At 73.8% G+C, this 23,455-nt stretch carries 13 protein-coding genes; 5 read left to right on the forward strand and 8 right to left on the reverse strand.

All coding sequences use genetic code 11. The features are described from left to right. Positions 1 to 37 precede the first annotated feature (37 nt). Genes BT341_RS27200 through BT341_RS27220 form a run of 5 tightly spaced genes read right to left on the reverse strand, consistent with a single transcriptional unit; the run spans position 38 to position 13,512 of the window. On the reverse strand, positions 38 to 1,207 hold the full coding sequence (locus BT341_RS27200) for a glycosyltransferase (protein WP_072478982.1): 1,170 nt from the start codon (positions 1,205 to 1,207) through the stop codon (positions 38 to 40). After that, positions 1,207 to 2,013, reverse strand: a complete 807-nt coding sequence (locus BT341_RS27205; RefSeq protein WP_072478983.1) for an alpha/beta fold hydrolase — start codon at positions 2,011 to 2,013, stop codon at positions 1,207 to 1,209. The genes BT341_RS27200 and BT341_RS27205 overlap by 1 nt, the downstream gene beginning before the upstream one ends. Continuing rightward, positions 2,010 to 2,315 carry an acyl carrier protein gene (locus BT341_RS27210; RefSeq protein ID WP_072478984.1) on the reverse strand — a complete coding sequence of 102 codons (306 nt, stop codon included), beginning with the start codon at positions 2,313 to 2,315 and terminating at the stop codon, positions 2,010 to 2,012. Before BT341_RS27210 ends, BT341_RS27205 begins: the two co-directional genes overlap by 4 nt. After that, a complete protein-coding gene (locus BT341_RS27215) occupies positions 2,312 to 6,595 on the reverse strand; it encodes a type I polyketide synthase (RefSeq protein WP_072482201.1) in 4,284 nt (1,427 codons plus the stop codon). Before BT341_RS27215 ends, BT341_RS27210 begins: the two co-directional genes overlap by 4 nt. Beyond that, on the reverse strand, positions 6,592 to 13,512 hold the full coding sequence (locus tag BT341_RS27220) for a type I polyketide synthase (protein WP_072478985.1): 6,921 nt from the start codon (positions 13,510 to 13,512) through the stop codon (positions 6,592 to 6,594). The genes BT341_RS27215 and BT341_RS27220 overlap by 4 nt, the downstream gene beginning before the upstream one ends. Positions 13,513 to 14,268: 756 nt before the next feature. On the opposite strand from BT341_RS27220, the gene BT341_RS27225 reads away from it, so the two are divergent. Continuing rightward, on the forward strand, positions 14,269 to 15,390 hold the full coding sequence (locus BT341_RS27225) for a pyridoxal-phosphate dependent enzyme (RefSeq protein WP_245805113.1): 1,122 nt from the start codon (positions 14,269 to 14,271) through the stop codon (positions 15,388 to 15,390). Further along, on the forward strand, positions 15,387 to 16,004 hold the full coding sequence (locus BT341_RS27230; protein ID WP_072478987.1) for a helix-turn-helix transcriptional regulator: 618 nt from the start codon (positions 15,387 to 15,389) through the stop codon (positions 16,002 to 16,004). The genes BT341_RS27225 and BT341_RS27230 overlap by 4 nt, the downstream gene beginning before the upstream one ends. A 1-nt stretch (position 16,005) precedes the next feature. Here BT341_RS27230 and BT341_RS27235 read toward each other — a convergent pair whose 3' ends face one another. Next, entirely contained in the window at positions 16,006 to 16,911 is a 906-nt protein-coding gene (locus tag BT341_RS27235; RefSeq protein WP_072478988.1) for a glutaminase, read from the reverse strand. A 159-nt stretch (positions 16,912 to 17,070) separates the two neighbouring features. On the opposite strand from BT341_RS27235, the gene BT341_RS27240 reads away from it, so the two are divergent. The 3 genes from BT341_RS27240 to BT341_RS27250 all read left to right on the forward strand — a co-directional run bounded on the left by BT341_RS27240 (position 17,071) and on the right by BT341_RS27250 (position 22,424). Further along, positions 17,071 to 18,462: an amino acid permease gene (locus BT341_RS27240; RefSeq protein WP_072478989.1), complete on the forward strand. Its 1,392-nt coding sequence runs from the start codon at positions 17,071 to 17,073 to the stop codon at positions 18,460 to 18,462. Between the two features lie 31 nt (positions 18,463 to 18,493). Continuing rightward, positions 18,494 to 19,501: a LacI family DNA-binding transcriptional regulator gene (locus BT341_RS27245; RefSeq protein WP_245805114.1), complete on the forward strand. Its 1,008-nt coding sequence runs from the start codon at positions 18,494 to 18,496 to the stop codon at positions 19,499 to 19,501. A 91-nt stretch (positions 19,502 to 19,592) separates the two neighbouring features. Then, positions 19,593 to 22,424, forward strand: a complete 2,832-nt coding sequence (locus BT341_RS27250; protein WP_072478991.1) for a glycoside hydrolase family 2 TIM barrel-domain containing protein — start codon at positions 19,593 to 19,595, stop codon at positions 22,422 to 22,424. Positions 22,425 to 22,443: 19 nt separating this feature from the next. Here BT341_RS27250 and BT341_RS27255 read toward each other — a convergent pair whose 3' ends face one another. Continuing rightward, on the reverse strand, positions 22,444 to 22,611 hold the full coding sequence (locus tag BT341_RS27255; RefSeq protein ID WP_084743007.1) for a helix-turn-helix domain-containing protein: 168 nt from the start codon (positions 22,609 to 22,611) through the stop codon (positions 22,444 to 22,446). A 120-nt stretch (positions 22,612 to 22,731) separates the two neighbouring features. After that, a complete protein-coding gene (locus BT341_RS27260) occupies positions 22,732 to 23,409 on the reverse strand; it encodes an NUDIX hydrolase (protein ID WP_072478992.1) in 678 nt (225 codons plus the stop codon). Positions 23,410 to 23,455 lie beyond the last annotated feature (46 nt).

Below are 23,455 nucleotides of genomic sequence, written 5' to 3' on the forward strand. Positions count from 1 at the left end.
GGTAACCGCATGATTTTTCGGAGTAAATTTCCGGCTTTCAGGGCCGCGGGCGGGCCAGGCTCTCCAGCGCGAGCTGTTCCAGCTGCCCCGCCGCCGCGGCACTTCCCCCGGCCGCGCGGAACGACTCCCCCACCGCCTCCGCGGCCCGGCGGTACGACGGCTCTCGCAGCACCTTCCCGACCGCCTCCGCAATGCGGTCCGCGTCCGGGCGGGCGAAGCGCAGCCGGATGCCCGCTCCCGCCGTCACCACCTGGGCCGCCACGATCGGCTGGTCGTCGCGGATCGGGGCCACCACCAGCGGCAGCCCGTGCCACAGCGCCTCGCACACCGTGTTGTGGCCCGCGTGGCACAGCACCGCGGCCACCCTGCTCAGCAGCGCCAGCTGCGGCACCCGCGGCCGCACCAGGACGTTCGGCGGCACCGCGGCGAGCACCCCGCCCGGGTCGGCGAGCACCGCCCGCGCGTCCAGCCGGGCGAACGCCTCGGCCGCGGCCGCCAGGAAGCCCGCGCCCGCCTCGGTGTTGGCCGTGCCCAGTGACACCAGCACCGTCGGCACGGCCGGGTCCAGCCACTCCCACGGGAAGTCCGTTGTGGACGGACGCGCGCCCAGGGCCGGGCCGACGAGCCGGACCTGCGGCGGCACCGCGGCCGGGCCGAGCAGCTCGCGGGTCGTGAACGCCAGGACGCCGTGCGGGGAGAACCGCGGGTCCGCCGTGCCGCGGCCGCCGGCGATGCGCGTGCGGAGCCCGTCGAGCAGCGACTCCACCCACTCCGCGACCTTCGGCATGCCGGACAGCGGGTCGACCAGCTCGGCCGACGTCGTCGCCGAGGTGACCCACGGCAGGCCGCGGGCCTCCGCCAGCAGCCCACCGGCCAGTGCCTGCTGGTCGGCGACCACGACGTGCGGCGCGAACGCCTCGATCGCCGCGGCCACGCCGGGCGCCATCGCGTCGGCCAGCGGGACCAGGAAGCCTTCCCACAGGTACCGCAGCGCGGCCGGGCCCTTGAGCCCGGCCGGACGCTCGCCCGCACCCGCCGGGAGGCCGCAGGAGAACACCAGCGCGTCCGGGCCCGCGAGCTGCCACAGCAGCTCCTCGTGCCCGGCCCAGGCGACCTCGTGCCCGCGCGCGGCCAGTCCGGCCGCGACGCCCACGGCCGGGTTGACGTGCCCGACCAGGGGCGGGACGACGAACAGGAACCGGGCCACTACCGCTCCCGCACCGCGGCGCGCGAGGTGTCGCGGACCCACGCGAAGACCAGCTCGATCACCTCGGCGGTTCGCTCGACCAGCACGGAATGGCCCTGGTCGGGCAGCACGACGCAGCGGCAGCCGGTCAGGTGCGCCTCGAAGTGCGGCACCTGCGCGGCCAGCCCCGAGTCGCCGCCGAAGATCGCGAACACCGGGCAGCGGACCGCGGAGAGATCGGCGGCGATCGTGGCGCTGCGCGGGATGTCCTCGGCGATGGTGGTGGTCTGGAGGATCTTGTTCGCCGCCTTCGACAGCCGGGCGGTGTGCGCGCCGTGGTGGTCGGCGATCCAGCCGATGACCTCGTCGAGGGCCAGCCGGGTCTTCGCGTCGGCGAGGCCGTCGGCCATGTGCCGGGTCCACTCCGCCGTCGGCGGCTCGCCTTCGATGACCACGGCGCTGGCCACCCGGTCGGGCCGGGCGGCGGCCAATCCGAGCGCCACCGACGCGCCGAAGGAGTTGCCGACGACGTGCACCGGCCGCGTGACCTCGCACGCGTCGAGGACCGCGACGAGGTCGCCGACGAACCGCTCCAGGCGGTACCCGGAGGCCGGGCGCGTGGTGCGGCCGTGCCCGCGCAGGTCGTACATCAGCACGTCGAGGCCGCGTTCGGCGAACGCGGGGCCGAGCGTGAAGTAGTAGCTGGCGAGGCTGTCGGTGAGCAGCCCGTGCACGCACACGACGATCGGCGCGTCGCCGTCGAGCGGCACGTCCGGCGTGAGGCGCTGGACGTGCACGTCCAGTTCGCCCGCCTGGATCCGGCTCACGCCGTCGCCCGCAGCGACGCGACGATGTACCGGACCAGTTCACCGACCGTCAGCGCGATGATCTCGTCGAGGTCGCGCTCGGCGATGAAGGTGGCGAAGTTGACGCGGTCGCCGTAGTGCTCGCGCAGCTGCCCGGACAGCGCCACGAGGTCGACGCTCTCCAGCTCGAGGTCGTCGTGGAAGGCGGTCTCCATGGTGATCCCGGTGTCGTCGAGGCCGTACTCCTCGAGCAGCTCGCGCAGCATCCCGGCCAGCTGCGCGAGCACGGTCACCTCGTTCGCGGCCGTGGTCTCGATGCTCATTCCGCGGTCTCCTTCGTCTCTTCGGTCCAGGCGACGACGTAACGGCGTGGCGGCGCGCCGGGCAGTCCGGTGACGTCGGCGCAGCGGACGCGGTAGTCGGCACCGGCGGCGCGGACGGTGAGCTCGTCCGGAGCCGCGGCCACCACCGCGAAGGCGCGGGGATCGCCGCGCAGGCCGGTGCCGAGCCGTTTCGCCACGGCTTCCTTGGCGGTCCAGAACCGGGCGAACCAGCGTTCCGGATCCCCGCTCAGGCCCGCGAACAGGGCCTGCTCCCCGGCGCCGAGCGCGGCGTCCACAGTGGACTCCGTGCGCGGGACGACCTCTTCGACGTCGATGCCGCAGGGCCCGCGCCGGGCGATCGCCACGCCGACCTCGCCGCGGTGGGCGAGCGAGATCGTCAGCGGCGGCAGCACGCGGCCGTACGCGCCGGTCACCAGGGGCCGGCCGGCGCCGTCGTTGCCGATCCGCAGCTCGGCCGGGAACATCTCGGGCTCGCCACCGGCCCAGAGGAAGTGGCGGACCGCGTCCTTCGCCGCGATCCGGCCGAGCAGCCACTGCCGCCGCCCGCGCGGCGGGCGGTGTTCGTAGACGTCGCGTTCGGGGCCGGCGAGGTAGTTGCGCATGATCAGCTCACGGGTGGCCAGGTCCGGCCACTGCTCGTGCACCAGCGCCCAGCCGCCCGGCTGCTCTTTCGACAGCGTCGCGCGCTCGGGCGTCCGGTCGGCCTGGCGGATTTCGGGGGTGCTGTCGAACCGCCGGTCGCGCCAGCCGGTGAACTCGGCCCAGACCTGGCCGTCGTGGACGAGCTGCATGTCGGCATCGAGAAACTCCCCGGTCAGGGAGGTGATCTTGACCAGGCACTCCAGCCGCTCGCCCGGCGCCGGGTGGGGGCCGTGGAACCGGATTTCGCGCATGGCCACCGGGAAGACGGTGGTGCGCTCGGTCAGCCGGGACATGATCCAGTAGCCGAGCACCTGGCCGACGTTGTCGAGCAGCGCGCCGGGAGCCGCGGGCGTCGTCAGCAGGGCCCGCACGTGCCGTTCCCCGACGGCGGTCAGCTCGGTGACGCCCTGGAAGCACGGGCCGTGGAACATCCAGCGCTCGGTGTACAGCTGGGCCGCCGTGGTGTCCGGCGCCTGTTCCGCCGACGCCGGGAACCGCCACGGCGCGGGCGCGTCCGCCGGGTACGCCGGGGCCAGCTCGACGACGGCCTGGGAATAGCCGTCCAGCGCGGCGAGCACCCGGTCCGGCCCCTGCGGACGGACGCGCACGCCGACGGTGACGGCCGGGACCGCCGTGATCCACTGGGTCAGGCGGACGTCGTGCACCGCGACCGCGCGGCGGCCGGGCGCGGCCTGCTCGGCGAAGCCCATCAGGTGGTCGATGACCGTCGTGGCCGGCACGACCGGCCAGCGGTCGCCCGGGTCGGCCCGCGGCGGCTGCTTGAAGAAGCAGTGGTCGAGCAGGTAGGGCATCGCCTCGACGGACACGGGCAGGCTGGTGTCGAGCGGTTTCGGCGCCGGGAGCCGCCGTCCCGGTCCGGCGAGCACCGTGGCGGCCAGCTCGGCGGTGTCGGCGAGAAGAGCCGCGAGTTCCGCGGCCAGCGGGCCCTTCCCGGCCAGGTCGTCCACCGCGGACCGGCGGACGGCCGGCAGGGCGATCCGGGCGCGGACCTCGTCGTCGAGGGAGATCAGCCGGCCGCCGAGGTCCAGTTTCACCGCCCGGGCCGCGGCCGGGGATTCGCCGGGCAGCCGGGTGAAGTCGACGTCGAGCCCGTCGGCCCACAACGCGGTCGCCACCCGGCGCAGCTGCGCGAGGCCGGGCCGGTGCGCCGAGTGCGCCGCCACGACGAGGTGCTCGGCCCCGTGCAGGGTGTCGCCGACCAGCGAGCCGAGCTGTCCGGCGCCGACCTGGACGAACGCGCGCACCCCGGCCGCGTGCATCGCCTGGACCAGCGGCCGGAACCGGACCGGTTCCAGCAGGTGCCGCACGAACAGCTCGCGAACCTCCGCCTCGGCGGCCGGGTATTCCGACACCGTGGTCGCCGACCAGAGCGGCAGCTTCGGCGGGTGCAAGGTGAAGCGGGCGGCGGCTTCGGCGATCGGGCCGAGGTAGGGCCGCAGCATCGGGGTGTGGAAGCCGGACCGGAACGGCAGCACCTGGGCGACGATCCCGGCGTCCCGGAAGCGCGTCACGAGGGCGTCGACCGCCGCGGCGGGGCCGCAGACCATGGCCTGGTGCGGGGAGTTGTCGTGGGAGAGCACGACGTCCGGGCGCCCGGCCAGCTCGTCGAGCACGCGGGGCGCGGGAGCGCCGATGGCGGCGAAGACCAGACCGGGGACGACGAGCGCGTCCGGGTCGAACCCGGCGAGGAACGCGTCGACCTCGGCTTCGGCGTGCACGCCCGCGACGGCCATCGCCGTCCACTCCCCCAGGCTGTGCCCGGCGACGGCGTCCGGCCGGACGCCGATCCGGCCGAGCGCCGCGTGCAGCAGCCGGCCCAGCTCGAAGACCGCGGTGCCCTGGCGGCCGACGTCCCCGACTTCGACGTCCGCGTGGTGCCACGGCAACCCGAAGTGCCGGGCGACGTCGGCGCAGTCGAGCGTCAGCTCCGATTCCAGGCCGGGGAAGACGAAGGCGAGCTTGCCGCCGCCCGGCCCGAGCAGCGGCCGGTCGGCGAACCAGACGTCGTTGCGGCCGCGCCACGCCCGGCCGCGGGCGACCGCCTTGCGCGCCAGCGCCAGCCGCTTCTGGGTCGGGTCGACGACGCCGAGCCGGACCGGGCCGTCGCCGGTCACCGCGGCGCCGGGCCGGTCGAGCAGGTCGCGTAGCTCGTCGACGCTGCCGGCGGCGAGCCGCAGCACGCGTTCGGGCTCGATCACCACGACCGGCGTCGCGCGTCCCGGGGCCTGTTCGAGGACGACGTGGGCGTTGATGCCGCCGAAGCCGAACGCGTTGACCCCGGCCCGGCGCACCTCGGCGTCCCACTCCTTCGCGGTGTCCGAAGTGGAGAACCGGGTCTTCGCGAGCGCCGGATGCGGGTCGTCGCAGTGCAGGGTGGGCAGCAGGACGCCGTGGTGCACGGCCAGTGCCGCCTTGACCAGCCCGGCGATCCCGGCGGCCGGCATCGTGTGCCCGATCATCGACTTGACCGAGCCGAGGACCGCCCTCCCCCGGCTTCCGAAGACCTCCGCCAGGGTCGCCAGCTCGGCCGCGTCGCCGGCCGGGGTCGCGGTGCCGTGTGCTTCCAGGAGCCCGAGCGAGTCCGGGGCGGCCGGGTCCAGGCCCGCCGCCGCCCACGCCTGGCGCACCGCGCGGACCTGGCCACCGGAGTCCGGGCTGGCCAGGCTCGCGGTGCGGCCGTCGGAGGCGACGCCGGTGCCGGTGATCACCGCGTAGACGCGGTCGCCGTCCCGCTCGGCGTCGGCCAGGCGCTTGAGCACGACGATGCCGGTGCCTTCGCCGATCAGCACACCGTCGGCGTCGCGGTGGAACGGCCGGATGCGCTCGGTCGGCGACAGCGCGCCGAGCTGGGTGAACACGCTCCAGAAGGTGATGTCGTGGCAGTGGTGCACGCCGCCGGCGAGCACCACGTCACAGCGGCCGGTGGCCAGCTCGCGCACGGCGTGGTCCACGGCGATCAGCGAGGACGCGCAGGCGGCGTCCACGGTGTAGGCCGGGCCGCGCAGGTCGAGCCGGTTGGCCAGGCGTGACGCGGCGAGGTTCGGCACGAGCCCGATCGCCGACTCCGGCGCCTCCGGGCCGAGCTGGTCGGTGAAGGCCTGCCGCACGGCGTCGAGCCGGTCGGCGCCCAGCTCGGGCAGCAGCTCGCCGAGCGTCCGGACGAGCTGGCCGGCGGTGCGGACCCGCTGGTCCAGCCGGACGAGCCCGGGCGTCAGGTACCCGCCGCGGCCGAGCACCACGCCGGCCTTCGCGCGGTCGGCGGGCAGGCGGTCCGGGCCGCCCGCGTCCGCGACGGCCTGCGCGGCGACCCGCAGCGCGATCAGCTGGTCGGGTTCGGTGGCGGGCACGGAGTTCGGCATGATCCCGAAGCCGGTGACGTCCACTTCGGCCAGTTCGTCGACGAACCCGCCGCGCCGGCAGTAGACGCGGTCGGCCCGGCGCTCGCCCGGCGCGTAGTGGCTGCCGTCCCACTTTTCCGGCGGTACCTCGGTGATCGCGTCGACGCCGCCGACGAGGTTGCGCCAATACGCCGCCAGGTCGGGCGCGCCGGGCAGCAGCACCGACATGCCGACGATCGCCACGCGCACGCCGGTCACCACCCGGAAGCGGTGTGGACGACGGCGCAGACGTCGGGGCGGCCCCAGGCCAGTTCCCGCAGCAGGCCGAGGGTGCCTTCCTCGGGATCGATCAGCTCGATGCCGCGGCGGGCGTAGTCGCGCATCAGCTCGGGCGTCACCATGCCGTCGTGCTCGCCGGTCGGCGCCCACGGTCCCCAGTGGACGGTCACCGCGCGCCCGGCGGGCCACCGGCGGCCGAGGGCTTCGAGTGCGTCGTTGGCGGCGGCGTAGTCGGCTTGGCCACGGTTGCCGAGTGCCGCGGCGATGCTGCCGAACAGGACCACGAACTTCGGCTCGCCCGGCAGGTCGGCGGTCGCTTCCAGGAGCGTCCCGGCACCGTCCACTTTGGTGCGGTAGACGCGGGCGAAGGACTCCGGTGCCTTCTCGGCGACGAGCTTGTCCTCGATCACGCCGGCGGCGTAGACGATGCCGTCGAGCCGGCCGTGCTCGGCGTGGATCTCCTTGACGGCCCGGTGCACGGCTTCGGCGTCGAGCACGTCGACGGACTGGTAGCGCACCGGGCTGCCGAGGGCTTCGAGCTGCCGGAGGGTGGCCCTGACCTCGCGTTCGCCCTGGATGCGGCGAACGGCCCGTTCGATCTCGGCGGGGCGCTTGAGCCCGTCGGCGATGAGGGCGGCGCGGAGGTCCTGGGCGTCTTTCGCGTGCGGGTACTGGTCGTCGGCGGGCGGGACGGGTGTCCGGCCGAGCAGTTCGACGCGGCAGCGGGTGGCGCCGACGAGGGTTTCGGCGAACCGCGCGGTGATGCCCTTGGCGCCTCCGACGAGCAGGACGACGGACTGGCGGTCGAGCCCGATCGCGGCCGCTTCGGCCACGCCGTCCCCGGCGGGGCCGGCACCGCTGCGGCCGAGCAGCCCGAGGTCGGTTTCGACGGGCTTGAGCCCGGTGCGGGCGTCGCCGTCCCGGATGACGACGGGTTCGCGGTCGGCGGTGGACAGTTCGGCGACGAAGCCGCGCGCGTCGGCGCCTTCGACGACCCGGGCGACCGTGCCGGGGTATTCGCGGGCGACGCAGCGGTAGAAGCCGCGCAGACCATCGGCCGGTCCGGCGGTGAGCAGCCACCGAGGCTGCCCGGCGAGAGCGGCCTGATACAGCGGGAAGGCGGCGGGGAGGACGGGGTCGTTGCCGGGGAGGTGCAGGTAGCCGTCGAAGCCGGGCCGGACGTCGTGACCGGTTTCGACGTGGGCGCCGAGGGAGGTCAGCTCGGCGCGGACGGCCTCGGCGAAGGAGCCGGTTCCGAGCAGGAGAAACCGGCACCCGGCGACGTCGGGATCCGGGGTGGGGGCAAGGGCGGACTCGGCCATGAGGTACCGCCTGGGCGCGACGATGACGGGCCGCGGCTCGGCGTTCGGGACATGCCCGGTCGGCGCGGCACCCACGCCGCCCGTCCCGGTGCGGCCAGGGTCGTGCCCCTCCGGCGCGGCGCCGGCGCCTCCCAGCCCACCCGGCCCGGCATCCACCGGTTGCCGCTCGACCGGAGCTGGACTCGCCGCCGTCGGCGCAACCAGCAGCTCGGCGATCCCGGCCGCGGTGCGGGCCTTCGCGAGTTCCTCCACCTCACCAGCACCGAGGCGAGCGGTCAGCTCACCAGCGATCTCCGCGCGCTTGATCGAGTCCACACTCAGATCGGCCTCCAGATCGAGGTCGGGTTCGATCATCTCCACCGGATAACCGGTCCGCTCCCCGATCACCCCCACCACCGTCTCCAGCACAGAGCGCCCCAAGGCCACATTCGGTGCGTCAGACGCAACCAAGGCGGCCTTCGGTGCGTCAGACGCAACCAGGGCCGCATTGGGGCGCTCGGCACCGATCAGCTCGACGATCCCAGCCGCCGTGCGGGCCTTCGCGAACTCCTCCACGTCACCGCCCGTCAGCCCCAGCCGGGACGCCAGCTCGCCCGCGATCTCGGCGCGCTTGATCGAGTCCACACTCAGATCGGCCTCCAGATCGAGATCCGGCTCGATCATCTCCACCGGATAACCGGTCCGCTCCCCGATCACCCCCACCACCGTCTCCAGCACAGAGCGCCCCAAGGCCACATTCGGTGCGTCAGACGCAACCAAGGCGGCCTTCGGTGCGTCAGACGCAACCAAGGCCGCATTGGGGCGCTCGGGACCGGCGGGAGCGCCCAGGAAGCCCAGCAGCACGTCGCGCTGGGCCGCGATCATCTCGCGGCTCGTGCGCAGGAAGTCCGCCACCATCGCCTCCGACGTCGGCGCCTCCGCCGTCACGCCCAGCGACACCCGCTCCGCCGGACGCAAGGCGCCCGCCGGGATCGTGCCGTCCGCGGCTCGCAGCAGGTGGCCGTCCACCGTCCAGCCCGGGCGCTTCGGGCGCGACGCCGTCGCCGCGTCGACGGCGTCGCGCCCGCGGAACAGCCAGCCCGTCTCCACCGGCACTCCCGCCACCGCCAGCTCCGCCAGCGCGTCCAGGAAACCAGGCAGGCCACGGCGGCCGCGCTCGAACCCGACCGTCCGATGCGGACGATCGCCGAGGATCGCGTCGACCTGCCCGGCCAGCACCGTCCCCGGCCCGGCCTCGACGAACACCCGCGCCCCGGCCGCGTACATCGCCTCGACCTGCTCGACGAACCGGACCGGCGCGCCCAGCTGCGCGGCCAGCTCGTCGCGGATGCCGTCCGGGTCGTCCGGGTACGGTCCCGCGGTCCGGTTGCCGTAGACCGGGACGGCGGTCCGCACCACGCCGATGGCCTCCAGCGCCCGTCCGAACGCCTCCCCGGCCGGCGCGACCAGCGGGCTGTGGAACGCGCACGCGACCGGAATCCGCTTCGTACCGAGCCCGGCCGCACGCAGCTGCGTCACCGCGGCCTCGACGTCGGGAGTCGGCCCGGAAATCACCGTCTGGCGCGGTGAGTTGTGGTTGGCCAAGACGACCCCGGACCCGGTCAGGACCGCGCGCACCTCGGCGGCCGACGCCGAGACCGCGGCCATCGCGCCGGGGTCGCCGTCCGGGATGGCGTCGACGATCGCGCCGGCGCGGGCGTGGCTGGCGTGCAGCAGCGCTTCCGGCGTCAACGCTCCGGCCGCGGCCAGCGCCGTCAGCTCGCCGTAGCTGTGGCCGCCGAGCATCGCGGGCCGGACGCCGGCGCGGCTCAGCAGCCGGAACGCGGCCAGCCCGGCGAGGCCGAGGGCCGGCTGGGCGACGCGGGTGTCGGTGACGCGCCCGGCCGCGGCCTGGCGCGCCGCCTCCCCGAACACCGCCGGGCCGAACACGACGTCGGCTGTCGGCGGGTCCAGCCGCAGGAACCGCTGCAGCTCCGGGAAGGTGACGAACAGTTCCGCGAACATGCCCGGCCGCTGGCTGCCCTGGCCCGGGAACAGCACGGCGACCTCGCCGGGCTCGTCCTCGCCGGCGAGATACACGCCTGGCGCAGGCTCACCAGCCAACGCCTTGCGCAGCACCGTAACCAGATCGTCCACAGTGGATGCGACGACAGCCAGCCGGACTCGGCCACCGGCCGCCTCCGTTCGCCGCGACGCGCTCAGGGCGAGGTCTCGCAGCCGCCACGGCTCGTGGCCCGCCGGAACTTCCGAGGCCAGTGCCAGCAGTGCCCGCGCCGCGGACTCCGTCGTGAAGGTGAACAGCTCCGCGGGCCACTCGTCGCCGGCCTGGGCGGGCGGCAGGCCGCCGTCGTATGCGCCGAGCACGACGTGGAAGTTGGTGCCGCCGAAGCCGAACGCGCTGACACCCGCGATGCGTTCCGCCGGCGGGGCGGCCCACGGCTGGGCCGCCGACTGGAACACGAACGGGCTGGTGGCGGGGTCCCACGCCGGGTTCGGTGCCGACAGGTGCAGGGTCGGCGGCTTGACGCCGGTGTGCAGCGCGAGCGCGGTCTTGATCAGCCCGGCGAGCCCGGCGGCGCACTTGGTGTGCCCGATCTGCGACTTCACCGACCCGATCGTGCAGCCACCGGGTGCGGCGCCGGCCTCGGTGAACACCTTGGTCAGCGTCGCCAGCTCGGTCCGGTCGCCGACCACGGTGCCGGTGCCGTGCGCCTCGACGAGCCCGACGCGCGCCGGCGAAACACCGGCGTTGCGGTAGGCGCGGGTCAGCGCGGTGTGCTGCCCTTCCGGCCGCGGCGCGGTGAGCCCCAGCGCGCGGCCGTCGGAAGCCGCGCCGACGCCCTTGATCACCGCGTACACGCGGTCGCCGTCGCGCTCGGCGTCGGCGAGCCGCTTCAGGGCGACGCAGGCGACGCCTTCACCGAGGGCGATCCCGTCCGCCGCGCTGTCGAACGTCGCCGACCGGCCGGTCGGCGAGAGCGCGTGCGCCGAGGCGAACAGCAGGTAGTCGTTGATGCCGTTGTGCAGGTCCGCGCCGCCGCAGAGGACCAGGTCGCTGGTGCCGGCGGCCAGCTCCTTGCAGGCGACGTCGACCGCGGTCAGCGAGGACGCGCACGCGGCGTCGACCGTGTAGTTCGCGCCGCCCAGGTCGAGCCGGTTGGCGATCCGGCCCGCGATGACGTTGGCGAGCACGCCCGGGAACGAGTCCTCGGTGATCCGCGGCAGCCGCTCGTCCAGTTCGGACGGCAGTTCGCCCACATAGGACGGCAGCACGGTCCGCAGGGTCATCGCGTTGGACAGGTCGCTGCCCGCCTCCGCGCCGAACACGACCGACGTGCGGGCCCGGTCGAACGCGCGGCCGGCGTAGCCCGCGTCGGCCAGCGCGCGGTGCGCGGCCTCCAGTGCCAGCAGCTGCACGGGTTCGATGCTGGCCAGCGACGACGGCGGGATGCCGTAGCGCAGCGGGTCGAAGCCGATCTCCGGCAGGAACCCGCCCCAGCGCGACGGCGTCCGCTCGCCCTGGCCTTCGGGGTCGTAGTAGAGCGCGGTGTCCCAGCGCTGCGGCGGGACCTCGGTGACCGCGTCGGTGCCGGCCAGGACGTTCGCCCAGAACGTGGCCAGGTCGGGCGCCTGCGGGAACATGCAGGCCATCCCGACGATGGCGATGTCCAGCGGCGCGGGCGCGGGCGGTTCCGGCGTCACGGCGCCGAAGGCGGCGGCCCGCTCGCGCAGGAACGCGGCGGCACCCTCGCCGACCGCGGTGTGCAGGTCGGCGATCGTGGTGACGGCCGAGCGCAGCACGGCGACTTCGCCCGCCATGAACATGCCTTCGGCGAGCTGGCGGTCCTCGCCGACGTCGCGCAGCTCGTCGCCGACGCGTTCGACGCCCTTGCTGGCCAGCCGGAGCCGGCCCACGTTCAGCTGTTCCAGCTGCTCCCACGCGTCACGGCTCGGCACGCCGCGCTCGGCGAGCTGCGCCTTGAGCGCTGCGTACTCCTCGGTGAACGGGCTGCGGACGCAGCGGGTGGCGTGCCCCGGCGCGGTTTCCAGCAGGTCGGTGTGCCGGGCGGCGAGCAGCTGCCGCTGGAACCCGGGCAGCACCGCGCCGGCTCCGACGGCCTCGCGCGTGAACAGGTAGGCGGTGCCCATCAGCACGCCGGCGGCGGCGCCGCGCGCGGCCACCGGGGCGGCGAGGGCGGCGACCATCGCGGCCGACCGCGCGTCGTGGATCCCGCCGGCGAACAGCAGCTGCAGGTCCGCGGCCGCGTCCGGCGCGGCCGCGAGGAAATCGGCGAGGACGCCGAGCTGCGCCTCCCACAACGGGAAGCTGCTGCGAGGCCCGACGTGGCCACCGCACTCCGCGCCTTCGAAGACGAACTTGCGGGCTCCGGCCTCGAGGAACTGCTTGAGCAGCCCGGGTGAGGGCACGTGGAGGAACGTCGCGATCCCGGCGTCTTCCAGAGCCGCGGCCTGGGCCGGGCGGCCGCCGGCGATGATCGCGTGCGAGGGCCGCAGCTCGCGGATCACCGCCAGCTGCGCGGCCTTGACGTCTTCGGCGGCGAAGCCCAGCACGCCGACGCCCCAGGGTGCGCCGCCGACGGCTTCGCGGGTCCGCTCCAGCACGTCACGGGTCTGCTGCGGGCCGGACAGGGCCAGCGCGACGAACGGGAGCGCCCCGGCCGCGGCGACTTCGGCGGCGAACGCGGGCTGGTCGCTGACGCGGGTCATCGGGCCCTGCGCGATCGGCAGCGCGGTCCCGAGCGCGCGGCTGCCCGCGGTGCCGGGGCCCAGCACCGGGGTTTCGCCGCGCAGCGCTTCGCCGACGGCGTCGGCGATCCCGCGGACCGCCGCGGTCACCGTGCCCCAGCGGTCGCGGAACCGGGCGGCGAGGAAGACGTCCTGGCCCGCTTCGACGGGTTCGGCGCCGCGGCGGGCCAGCACGCGCACGCCGTCGACGACGGTCGTCTCGGAGCCGTCGAGCCCGGTCAGGCCGGCGGTCAGCCTCGCCGGGAGCTCGGCTTCCGGCAGCAGCGCGAGCTGGGTGTCGACGACGACCCCGGCCGCGCCGCCGGCGACCGCGGCCGCGGCGGTGTGCGGGCCGATCCCGCCGGCGGCCCACACGGGGACGTCGAGGGTTTCGTCGGCCAGCAGCGCCTGGAGCAACACGAACGTGCTGAGGTCACCCGTCCGGCCGCCGCATTCGTGACCGCGCGCGATCAAGCCGTGGGCACCGCCGGCGACGGCCCGGGCGGCCGACGCCGCGCTGCCGACTTCGGCCAGCACCCGCCGTCCCGGGAAGTCCCGCGCGGTGCACGGCGTGTCTTCGGTCAGCAGGACGGTCGCCGCGGCCTCCGGCAGGTCCACCGCCGAGCGCGTCAAGCGGACACCGAATACCGGGACGTTCCACTCGCCGAGCAGGGCGAGCTCTTCGCCGGCGGCACCGCCGGTCAGGTCGAGCACGCCGAGCCCGCCGCCGCGCGCGGCGGCCGCGACGCCGCGTGCCGACGGCCACCGCAACGGCGACACGGCGACGACCAGGTCGGCCGATCCGCGGTCGGCTTTCGAGACACGCATGGGAACTCCGCTACGCACGAAAGAGTGATGGCAACGGGGTGTACTTAAGCGGGTTCCGGCCGTCGTCGTCAACAACCCACGACATTTTCGTCTCGCCGGTTCAGAAAATGCGGGATCGACCAGCCCGGGGACGCAAGAATTTAACGTCGCCGTCACGTTCCACGCGCCGGGAAGCCCGCCGCGGGGGCGGGACCTGCGGTCCGTGTGCCACACACCTCCGGATGGGGCAAGCCATTTCAGCCACTGGACGCAGTGCGGCTGATCACACCGGACCACGGCGTCCGGCGGGCGTCGCCTTTTCCCGGGCAGCACAAAAGGCCGTGGCGGCGAAACCGGCCACGACTCGTCAGCACGCCCGGCAGGAGGCGAATCGACGGAATTCCGGATTGCCCGGCACACATTGTTCCCGCGCTTTTCCCGACCGGCGCCGACCCGCTCCCCGGAACCGCTCCTTTCGCCTTCCCCGCGACCGATCCGTCCACTGTGGATTTGCGGACGCCCCGGATTCGCCGTGCTCACCGGAGGCGAACCGGGCGACCCCGCGCTCCCCCACCGGCCGCGGCCCGCCCGGCGAGCGGGGCGACTGCGGGTATTCAGCCGGACACCATGGGTACCTCCAGTCCCGTGCCCTACGGGTTTTCGACAAGAATTTTCCACTCTTCGATGACAGGTTTTCCCTAGAAGAAGCTGAAAGCGATTCGCGTACCGATCGGTAGCAGTGGACAGATCGTCTATGCTTTGACGTACTGTCCAAGCGTGGAGGTGGCTGTGGAGTACTGGTACGCCGACGAGCGTTCGTGGACGCGTTACCCGGGCGACCCGCTCCGCTGGCGCGGCGACGACGGGGCGCCGTTGACGGTCACTCCGCTCACCGGTCTGCGACCCGGCGACGTCGACACGGGAGTCCGGTCGCTCTGGCGCTACCGGGCCGCCCTCCCCGGCGACCTGCGCCCGGTCTCGCTCGGCGAGGGCTGCACGCCGCTGGTGCCGCGGCCGTGGGGCGAGGGCGACGTGCGGTTCAAGCTCGAGTGGTTCAGCCCGACCGGCAGCTTCAAGGACCGCGGGTCGAGCGTGATGATCTCCGCGCTGGCGGCCGCCGGTGTCACGGAGCTGCTGGAGGACAGCTCCGGCAACGGCGGCTCGTCGGTGGCGGCCTACAGCGCGGCCGCCGGGATCGCGGCGACCGTGCTGGCGCCGGAGGACACGTCACCGGCGAAGGTGCTGCAGGCCCGCGCGTACGGCGCGACCGTCGAGCTGGTGCCCGGGACACGCGACGACACCGCCGCGGAAGCCGTCCGCCGGTCGGCGCGGACGACGTACGCCAGCCACAACTGGCACCCCTTCTTCCTGCAGGGCACCAAGACACTGGCGTACGAGCTGTGGGAGGACCTCGGCTTCCGCGCGCCGGACGCGATCGTCACGGTGGCCGGCGCGGGCAGCATCGTGCTCGGCTGCGACCTCGGGTTCGGCGAGCTGCTGGCCGCCGGGTCGATCGCGCGGCGGCCGCGCCTGCTCGTCGCGCAGCCGCGCAACTGCTCCCCGCTCGACGCCGCGTTCCACGACCGGCAGCCGCCGCCGTTCGCCCTGACGGTGGCCGAGGGCACGGCGATCCGGCAGCCGGTGCGGCTGCCGGAGGTCGTCGCGGCGATCCGCCGGTCGGGTGGCGACACCGCGGCCGTCACCGAGGACGCCATCGCCGCGGCGGCCCGCCGGCTGGCGTCGCTGGGTCTCTACGCGGAGCCGACCAGCGCGACCGCCGCCGCGGCCGTCGACGTCTTCCGCGCGCGGGGCGCGATCCGGCCGGGCGAGACGACGGTCGTCGTGCTCACCGGATCCGGCTTGAAGGCGGCCGACAAGCTGCGGGAGCTGATCGGATGACCGAGGACGAGCTGCTGCTGCGCGAGGCCGAGAAGATCGCGCGGGCGGTCGGGCGGATGTTCCCCGGCTTGTGCGAGGTCGTGCTGCACGACCTGCGGGACCCGGCCCACGCGGTCCGCGCGATCGAAGGCGGCCTGTCCGGCCGCGCGGTCGGCGACCCGGCGACCGAGCTGGGCCTGGCGCGGATCGCCGACCCGGGCTTCCCGGACGTGCTGCAGAACTACCCGAACCGCTTCCCCGACGGCCGCCCGGCGAAGAGCACGTCGATCGGCATCCGCAACCGCGACGGCGAATACGTCGCGGCCCTGTGCCTCAACCTGGACGTGTCCCTGCTCGGCTCGGCGGCCCGCGCCCTGACGCGCCTGGCCCGCACCGACGAACCGGCCCCGCTGGCGGAGTCCCTGCGCGCCCGGACCGGCGACGAGCTGCGGGCGCTGGTCGAGGACTACGCGACCGAACGCGGCCACACCCCGCGCAGCCTGCCCGCCGCGGGGAAGAAGGCGCTGGTGCGGCTGCTGAAGGAACGCGGATTCCTCGAGCTGAAGAACGCGGTGCCGGTCGTGACCGACCTGCTCGGGATCTCGCGGGCCAGCGTCTACAACTACCTGCGCTGAGTCAGAAGACCGACCAGCCGGTCAGCGTGGTGAACCGGTCCAACGCGGACACGCCCGCCACCGAGTTCCCGCGCGCGTCCAGCCCCGGGCTCCACACGCAGACCGCGCACCGGCCCGGCACGATCGCGACGATGCCGCCGCCCACGCCGCTCTTGCCGGGCAGGCCGACGCGGTAGGCGAACTCGCCCGCCGCGTCGTAGGTGCCGCACGTCAGCATCACCGCGTTGATCCGCTTCGCCGCGCTGGAGTCCAGGAGCCGGGTGCCGTCGTCGCGGACGCCGTGGCGAGCCAGGAACAGCGCCGAGCGGGCGACGTCCGCGCAGCTCATCGCGATCGAGCACTGCCGGACGTACTGGTCGAGCACCGACGGCACCGGGTGGCGCATGTTGCCGTAGGACGCCATGAAGTACGCGAGCGCGCGGTTGCGATCGGCGTGGGCGGCCTCGGACGCGGCCACCTCGGGGTCGACGTGGATGTCCGCCCGGCCGCACTCCGCACGGAGGAAACCGAGCAGCGCGTCCGCCGCGTCGCCGTGCCGGGCCAGCTCGTCGGTCACCACCAGCGCGCCCGCGTTGATGAACGGGTTGCGCGGGATGCCGTCCTCGTTCTCCAGCTGCACCAGCGAGTTGAACGGGTTGCCGGACGGTTCGCGCCCGACCCGCGCCCACACGCCCTCGCCGTGCGAAAGCGCCAGCGCCAATGTGAACACTTTGGACATGCTCTGCAGGGAGAACGGCTGTTCCCAGTCGCCGGTGCCGTGCAGCGAACCGTCCACTTCGGCCACCGCCATGCCGAACCGCCGCGGCGCCACCCGCGCCAGCGCGGGAATGTAGTCGGCGACGGCGCCCCGGCCGATGTCGGCCGAGACGTCGCCGGCGATCCGGTCCAGCAGCGCCGCGAGGTCCACGGCGTCAGCCTAGAAGCGCCGTCCGGCCGGACGCGCGGCGGCCCTGTCAAATCGAAACCGGGCGGCAGCGAGGAAAACCACGCCGTGACCTCCGGCACACCTTAAGTCTTCCTTAGGCTTCTTGGTGACCTGCCGCACTCGCTCTAGCGTCTGGCAACCATGGATTCCTCGCTGCTCACCGAAAAAGGTGAAAGCTACTCGAAAGCACTGGGCAACCGCCAGGTGCAGATGATCGCCATCGGCGGCGCGATCGGCGTCGGGCTGTTCCTCGGCGCCGGCGGCAAGCTCCACCAGGTCGGGCCGTCGCTGATCTTCTCCTACGCGATCTGCGGCGTGGCCGCCTACTTCGTGATGCGCGCGCTCGGCGAGCTGGTCCTGCACGAGCCGAGCTCCGGCAGCTTCGTCACCTACGCGCGGAAGTTCATCGGCCCGTGGGCCGGGTTCGCCTCGGGGTGGATGTACTGGGTGAACTGGGCGATGACCGGCATCGCGGAGATCACCGCGGTGGCGATCTACGTGCACAAATGGCTGCCGCACGTGCCGCAGTGGATCACCGCGCTCGTCGCGCTCGGAGTGCTGCTCACCGTGAACCTGCTTTCGGTGAAGCTGTTCGGCGAACTGGAGTTCTGGTTCTCGGTGATCAAGGTGCTGGCCATCGTCGTCTTCCTGGTCACGGCCGTCGGTCTGGTGCTCACCGGCGCCGACATCGGCGGCACCCCGGCCGGCGCGCACAACCTGACCGGCCACAGTGGATTCTTCCCGGCCGGGGTCGGCATCGCCCTGATGACGTTGCAGGCGGTCATCTTCGCCTACTCGGCCATCGAGGTCGTCGGCATCGCGGCCGGCGAGACCAAGGACGCCCGCAAGGTGCTGCCGAAGGCGATCAACGGCGTCGTCTGGCGGATCGGCGTGTTCTACGTCGGGTCCGTCCTGATGCTGGCGATGCTGCTGCCGTGGCCGTTCTACAACGCCGGCGAGAGCCCGTTCGTCACGGTGTTCAGCAGGCTCGGCATCCCGGGCATCGGCGACGTGATGAACGCCGTCGTGCTCACCGCCGCGCTCTCCAGCGTCAACTCCGGCCTCTACTCGACCGGCCGGATCCTGCGTTCGCTGGCCGAGCGGGGCGAGGCGCCGTCGTTCGTCAGCCGGATGAGCGGCAGGCACGTGCCCTACGGCGGCATCCTGTTCACCTCGGTCGCCTACCTGTTCGGCGTGGTGCTGAACTACCTGGTGCCGAAGGAGGCGTTCGACATCGCCATCGCGATCGCCTCGCTCGGGGTGATCACGACCTGGGCGACGCTGGTCTTCTGCCAGCTGCGGCTGCGCCAGGCGGCGCTGCGCGGCGAGCTGGAGCGGCCGTCCTACCGGATGCCGTGGGCGCCCTACAGCGGGTGGGCGACGCTGGGCTTCCTGGCGCTGGTGGTGGTCCTGATGGGCTTCTCCGACGGCGCGGAGAAGATCGCGTTCTCCTCCATCCCGGTGCTGGTGGTGGTGCTGGCGGTGGGCTGGCGCGTCGTCTCGAGGCGGCGGGAACGCACCCCGGCCGGGTAGCGGGACGGCCGCGGGCGGGCATACTCGACGCGTGTCCCCGAGCAGCACGGAACCCCGGCGGGTGACGATCCACGACGTGGCCCGCTCCGCCGGGGTGTCCCGGCAGACCGTGTCGCGCGCGCTGAACGACAAGGCCGAGATCGACGGCTCGACCAAGCAGCGCGTCCTCGACGCGGCCCGGGAGCTCGGGTACCGCCCGAGCCGGTTCGCCCGCGGCCTGGTCCGGCCGGACACCACCACCGTCGGCCTGGTGGTGGCGGACCTGCTCAACCCGTTCTTCACCGAGGTCGCCTCCGGGGCGCTGGAGGCGGCGCGGGCCCGCGGGTGGCACGTCGTCGTGTACGACACCGCCGGCGACGCCGAGCAGGAGCTCGCGACGCTGCGCGTCATCGGCACGCAGGTCGACGCCGTCGTCGGCTACTTCGGCCGGTCCGAGGAGGACCTCGACCGCTTCACCGCGGGCATTCCCGTGGTGCTGATCGGCCGCGAACCGCGCACGCCGCGGTTCAGCGGCATCGCGATCGACGGCGAGGACGGTGTCCGTGACGCCGTCGCCCACCTCGTCTCGCGCGGTCACCGGCGGATCGGGATGCTGGACGACGAGGGCGGCAGCGAGCCGAGCGTCCGGCAACGCTGGTTCCGGCGGGCCGTGGCCGAGCACGGCATCGCCCTCGCGCCCGGGTGGATCACCGGCGCCGCCCAGACCGTCGACGGCGGCGGCGCGGCGCTGGCCACCCTGCTCGCCGCGCACCCCGACGTCACCGCCGTGTTCGCCTTCAACGACGTCATCGCCATCGGCGCCCTGCGCGAAGCCCGCCGGTTCGGCCTGCGCGTGCCCGCCGACCTCGCGGTGATCGGCTTCGACGGCCTGGCCCTCGGCACCCTGGTCGAACCGGAGCTGTCCAGCGTCGCCGTCGACACCCGCGCGCTCGGCGCGCTGGCCGTCGAGCAGGCCGCGCGGCTCGTGACCGGTGCCGTGCCGCTCCGACCCGCCGAGCTGGTCGTCCGCGCCGCCCTCCACCTGCGCGAATCCGCCTGATCCCTTGACACTCCCGCGTGCCGCCACGCACACTTCCGAGCGTGCCGTGAACGTTCACGGGAGCGTTCACGGCGAGCGTGGGAAGGACGCCATGTCGTACGTCGAAGACCCGGGACCCGGCTACGGCGCGCTGCCTCCGCGCGCGGCCTTCACCTCCGACGCGCCGTCGCTGTCGCTGAACGGCACCTGGCGGTTCCGGCTCTCGCCGAGCGTCGCGGCCGCACCGCCCGGCGTCGAAGGCGACGAGTTCGACGACTCGGCGTGGGACGAGCTGCCGGTGCCGTCGCTGTGGCAGCTGCACGGCCACGGCCGGCCCGCTTACACGAACGTGCACTACCCGTTTCCGGTCGACCCGCCGCACGTCCCGTCGGAGAACCCGACCGGCGACCACCGGCTGCGCTTCGACCTGCCGGCGGACTGGCCCGCCGGGCCCGCCGTGCTGCGCTTCGACGGGATCGACTCGTGCGGCCGGATCTGGCTCAACGGTGTCGAACTGGGCGTCACGAAGGGCAGCCGGCTGCCGTCGGAGTTCGAGGTGGGCCCGCTGCTGCGGCCGCGGGGCAACGTCCTGGCCGTGCGCGTGCACCAGTGGTCGGCCGGCAGCTACCTCGAAGACCAGGACATGTGGTGGCTCTCGGGCATCTTCCGGTCGGTGACGCTGCTCGCCCGGCCCGCCGGTGGCATCGGCGACCACTGGATCCGCGCGGACTACGACCACGAGTCCGGCCTCGGCACGGTCCGCGTCGAGACCGGGCCGGACGTCGTCCTCGACATCCCCGAACTGGGCGTCTCCGGGCACCCGGCGGGCGAGCCGCTGGCGCTGCCGGTCGAGCCGTGGAGCGCCGAGACACCGCGGCTGTACGCGGGAACACTGTCCACCGCGGCCGAGCGGGTGCCGGTGCGGATCGGGTTCCGGACCGTGACGATCGAGGACGGGCAGCTCGAGGTCAACGGACGGCGGCTGCTGCTGCGCGGGGTCAACCGCCACGAGCACGACCCGCGCACCGGCCGGGTCGTGTCCCCGGAGACCGCGCTGGCCGACGTCCTGCTGATGAAGCGCCATCACGTCAACGCCGTCCGGACCAGCCACTACCCGCCGGATCCGGCGTTCCTCGAGCTCTGCGACGAGTACGGCCTGTGGGTGATCGACGAGTGCGACCTGGAGACCCACGGATTCGGGCCGCTGGGCTGGGACCGCAACCCGAGCGGCGAACCGATGTGGGCCGAGGCCTGCCTCGACCGGATGCGGCGCACGGTGGAACGGGACAAGAACCGGCCCAGCGTCATCCTCTGGTCGCTCGGCAACGAGAGCCACACCGGGGAGAACCTGGCGCGGATGGCCGCGTGGGTGCGTCACCGCGACCCGACGCGGCCGGTGCACTACGAGGGCGACCACGACTGCTCCTATGTGGACGTCCACAGCCGCATGTACGCCACACCGTCCGAAGTGGAGCGGATCGGGCAGCGGGACGACGCGAACGCGCGGCGCCGGGAGCTGCCGTTCCTGCTCTGCGAGTACGGGCACGCGATGGGCAACGGCCCGGGCGGGCTGCTGGAGTACCGGGAGCTGTTCGAGCGGTACCCGAACTGCCAGGGCGGGTTCGTCTGGGAATGGATCGACCACGGGCTCGTCACGGCGGATCATTTCGCCTACGGCGGCGACTTCGGCGAGCCGATCCACGACGGCAACTTCGTCATCGACGGCCTGGTCTTCCCGGACCGGACGCCGTCGCCCGGGCTGGCCGAGTACGCGAAGATCATCGAGCCGGTCCGGGTCGGCCCCGACCCGGCGGGCATCCGGGTGTCGAACCACTACGACTTCCGCTCGACCGCGCACCTGGCCTTCACCTGGGTGCTCGAGGACGAAGGAACGGCGGTCGCCCGGGGTGTCCTCGACGTTCCGGTGGTCCATTCCGGACAGAGCGTCGTGGTGCCACGGCCCGATTTGCCTGTCACGCGCGGCGAATCCTGGCTGACGGTCTCGGCGGTATTGGCGGACGCGACCGCGTGGGCGCCGGCCGGGCACGTCGCCGGGTGGGGCCAGCTGCTGGTGTCGCCCGCACCGCCGCGGCCGTCCCGCCCGGCGCGGGGGCCGGTGTTCCGCACGGCCGGGCGGCTGATCCTGGGCGACGGCGAGTTCGACCCGGCGACGGGCGCGATGACGACGTTCGGCGGGCACGCGGTGCGCGGACCGCGGCTGGACGTCTGGCGCGCGACGACGGACAACGACCGCGGCGCGTCGGCCGGGCGGCCGGACGCTTCGCTGTGGCGCGAGGCGGGCCTGCACCGGATGCAGCACCGCGTGATCGGTGTCGACGCGGACGGGGACGAGCTGGTGGTGCGGACCCGCGTCGCCCCGCCGGCGCAGGCGTTCGGCTTCTTCGCCGACTACACGTGGACGGCGTTCGACGACGGCTTGCGGCTGCGCGTGGCGGTGACGCCGGACGGCCCGGTGCCGGAGACCATCCCGCGCCTCGGGCTGACGATGGCGGTGCCGGGCACGTTCGGCTCGGCGGAGTGGTTCGGCGGCGGCCCCGGCGAGGCGTACCCGGACAGCAGGCAGGCGGCGCGCATCGGGCGGTTTTCCAGCAGCGTGGACGGCCTGCAGACGCCGTACGTGTACCCGCAGGAGAACGGCAACCGGATCGACGTGCGCTGGGCGCGCCTGACCGACCCGGACGGCAGGGGCATCCGCATCGACGGCGACCCGCGGTTCGCGTTCACGGCCCGCCGCTGGACGGCGGCGGAACTGGAGGCGGCCCGGCACACGTCGGACCTGGTGGCTGGACCGTGGGTGCACGTGACACTGGATACGGCCCAGCACGGCCTCGGGTCGGCATCCTGCGGGCCCGGCGTGCTGCCGCCGTACCGGCTGGTGCCGCAGAAGACGGAGTTCTCGCTGCTGTTCAGTACGTCTCGATAAGTCTCATAAATCGTCTCATTTAATCCTCGCCAGGCAAGTGGCGGTAGATCGTCGCACGGGAGACGCCGAGTGCGGTCGCGATGTCGGCCGGTGTCTCGCCCGCGGCGTAGCGGCGACGGGCCTCTTCGATCGTCTCACGGCTCATCGCCGGGGGCCTGCCTCGGCGAGAAGCGCCCGAAGGCCACATTGGGTGCGCAAGACGCAACCAAGGCGGCCTTCGGTGCGTCTCGCGCAACCAAGGCCGCCTTCGGTGCGTCTCACGCAACCAAGGCCGCCTTGGGGCGCTTGCGGGCCGACCTCGGGGCCGTCAACTTCGTAGCATCGGTGGGTACAGCAGCTCCGCCCTCCCTCGCCGGTACAGCCGGGCCGGGCGGCCGCCGTCGCGGGTTGTCGTTCGGCCTGTCGGCTCCAGCAGGCCCTCCGCGCCCGTCACCTTGCGGTGGAAGTTGCGGGGGTCCAGGCGCGTGTCCCACACCAGCTCGTACACCCGGCGCAGCTCCGCCACCGTGAACTCCGGGGCGCAGAACGCCGTGGCCAGCGGCGAATACTCCAGCTTCGCCCGGGCCCGCTCGACGCCGTCGGCCAGGATGCGGTCGTGGTCGAACGCCAGGTGCTCCTGCCTCAGCGCGCGCACCGGGGCCCAGCGGGCCTCCGCCGCGTCCGTGCCCGCTCGCGGTGCCGGCAGGTCCGGGGCCAGTGCCAGGTAGGCCACCGTCACCACCCGCATCCGGGGGTCGCGGTCCGGTGCGCCGTAGCCGCCCAGCTGTTCGATGTGGACGGTGCCGGGGGCCAGTCCCGTTTCCTCCGCCAGCTCGCGCCGCGCCGCGTCGGCCAGGTCCTCGTCCTCGCGGACGAAGCCGCCCGGCAGCGCCCACTCCCCCAGGTACGGCGAGACGCCCCGGCGCACCACCAGCGCGCACAGCTCGTCCCCGGTCAGGGTGAGCACGACGAGGTCGACGGTGACGGCGAACGGCGGGTGACCCATGCCACCACCCTACCGGCTAATCGTCAGCTTGACGATTAGACCCGTC

The organism is Amycolatopsis australiensis (genome assembly GCF_900119165.1).
GTDB classification, from domain to species: domain Bacteria; phylum Actinomycetota; class Actinomycetes; order Mycobacteriales; family Pseudonocardiaceae; genus Amycolatopsis; species Amycolatopsis australiensis.

Coding starts and splice junctions, on each gene's coding strand:
- BT341_RS27220 (WP_072478985.1), bottom strand. CDS start 13,512: ATGCGTGTCTCGAAAGCCGACCGCGGATCGGCCGACCTGGTCGTCGCC.
- BT341_RS27240 (WP_072478989.1), top strand. CDS start 17,071: ATGGATTCCTCGCTGCTCACCGAAAAAGGTGAAAGCTACTCGAAAGCA.
- BT341_RS27230 (WP_072478987.1), top strand. CDS start 15,387: ATGACCGAGGACGAGCTGCTGCTGCGCGAGGCCGAGAAGATCGCGCGG.
- BT341_RS27260 (WP_072478992.1), bottom strand. CDS start 23,409: ATGGGTCACCCGCCGTTCGCCGTCACCGTCGACCTCGTCGTGCTCACC.
- BT341_RS27250 (WP_072478991.1), top strand. CDS start 19,593: ATGTCGTACGTCGAAGACCCGGGACCCGGCTACGGCGCGCTGCCTCCG.
- BT341_RS27255 (WP_084743007.1), bottom strand. CDS start 22,611: ATGTGGCCTTCGGGCGCTTCTCGCCGAGGCAGGCCCCCGGCGATGAGC.
- BT341_RS27210 (WP_072478984.1), bottom strand. CDS start 2,315: ATGAGCATCGAGACCACGGCCGCGAACGAGGTGACCGTGCTCGCGCAG.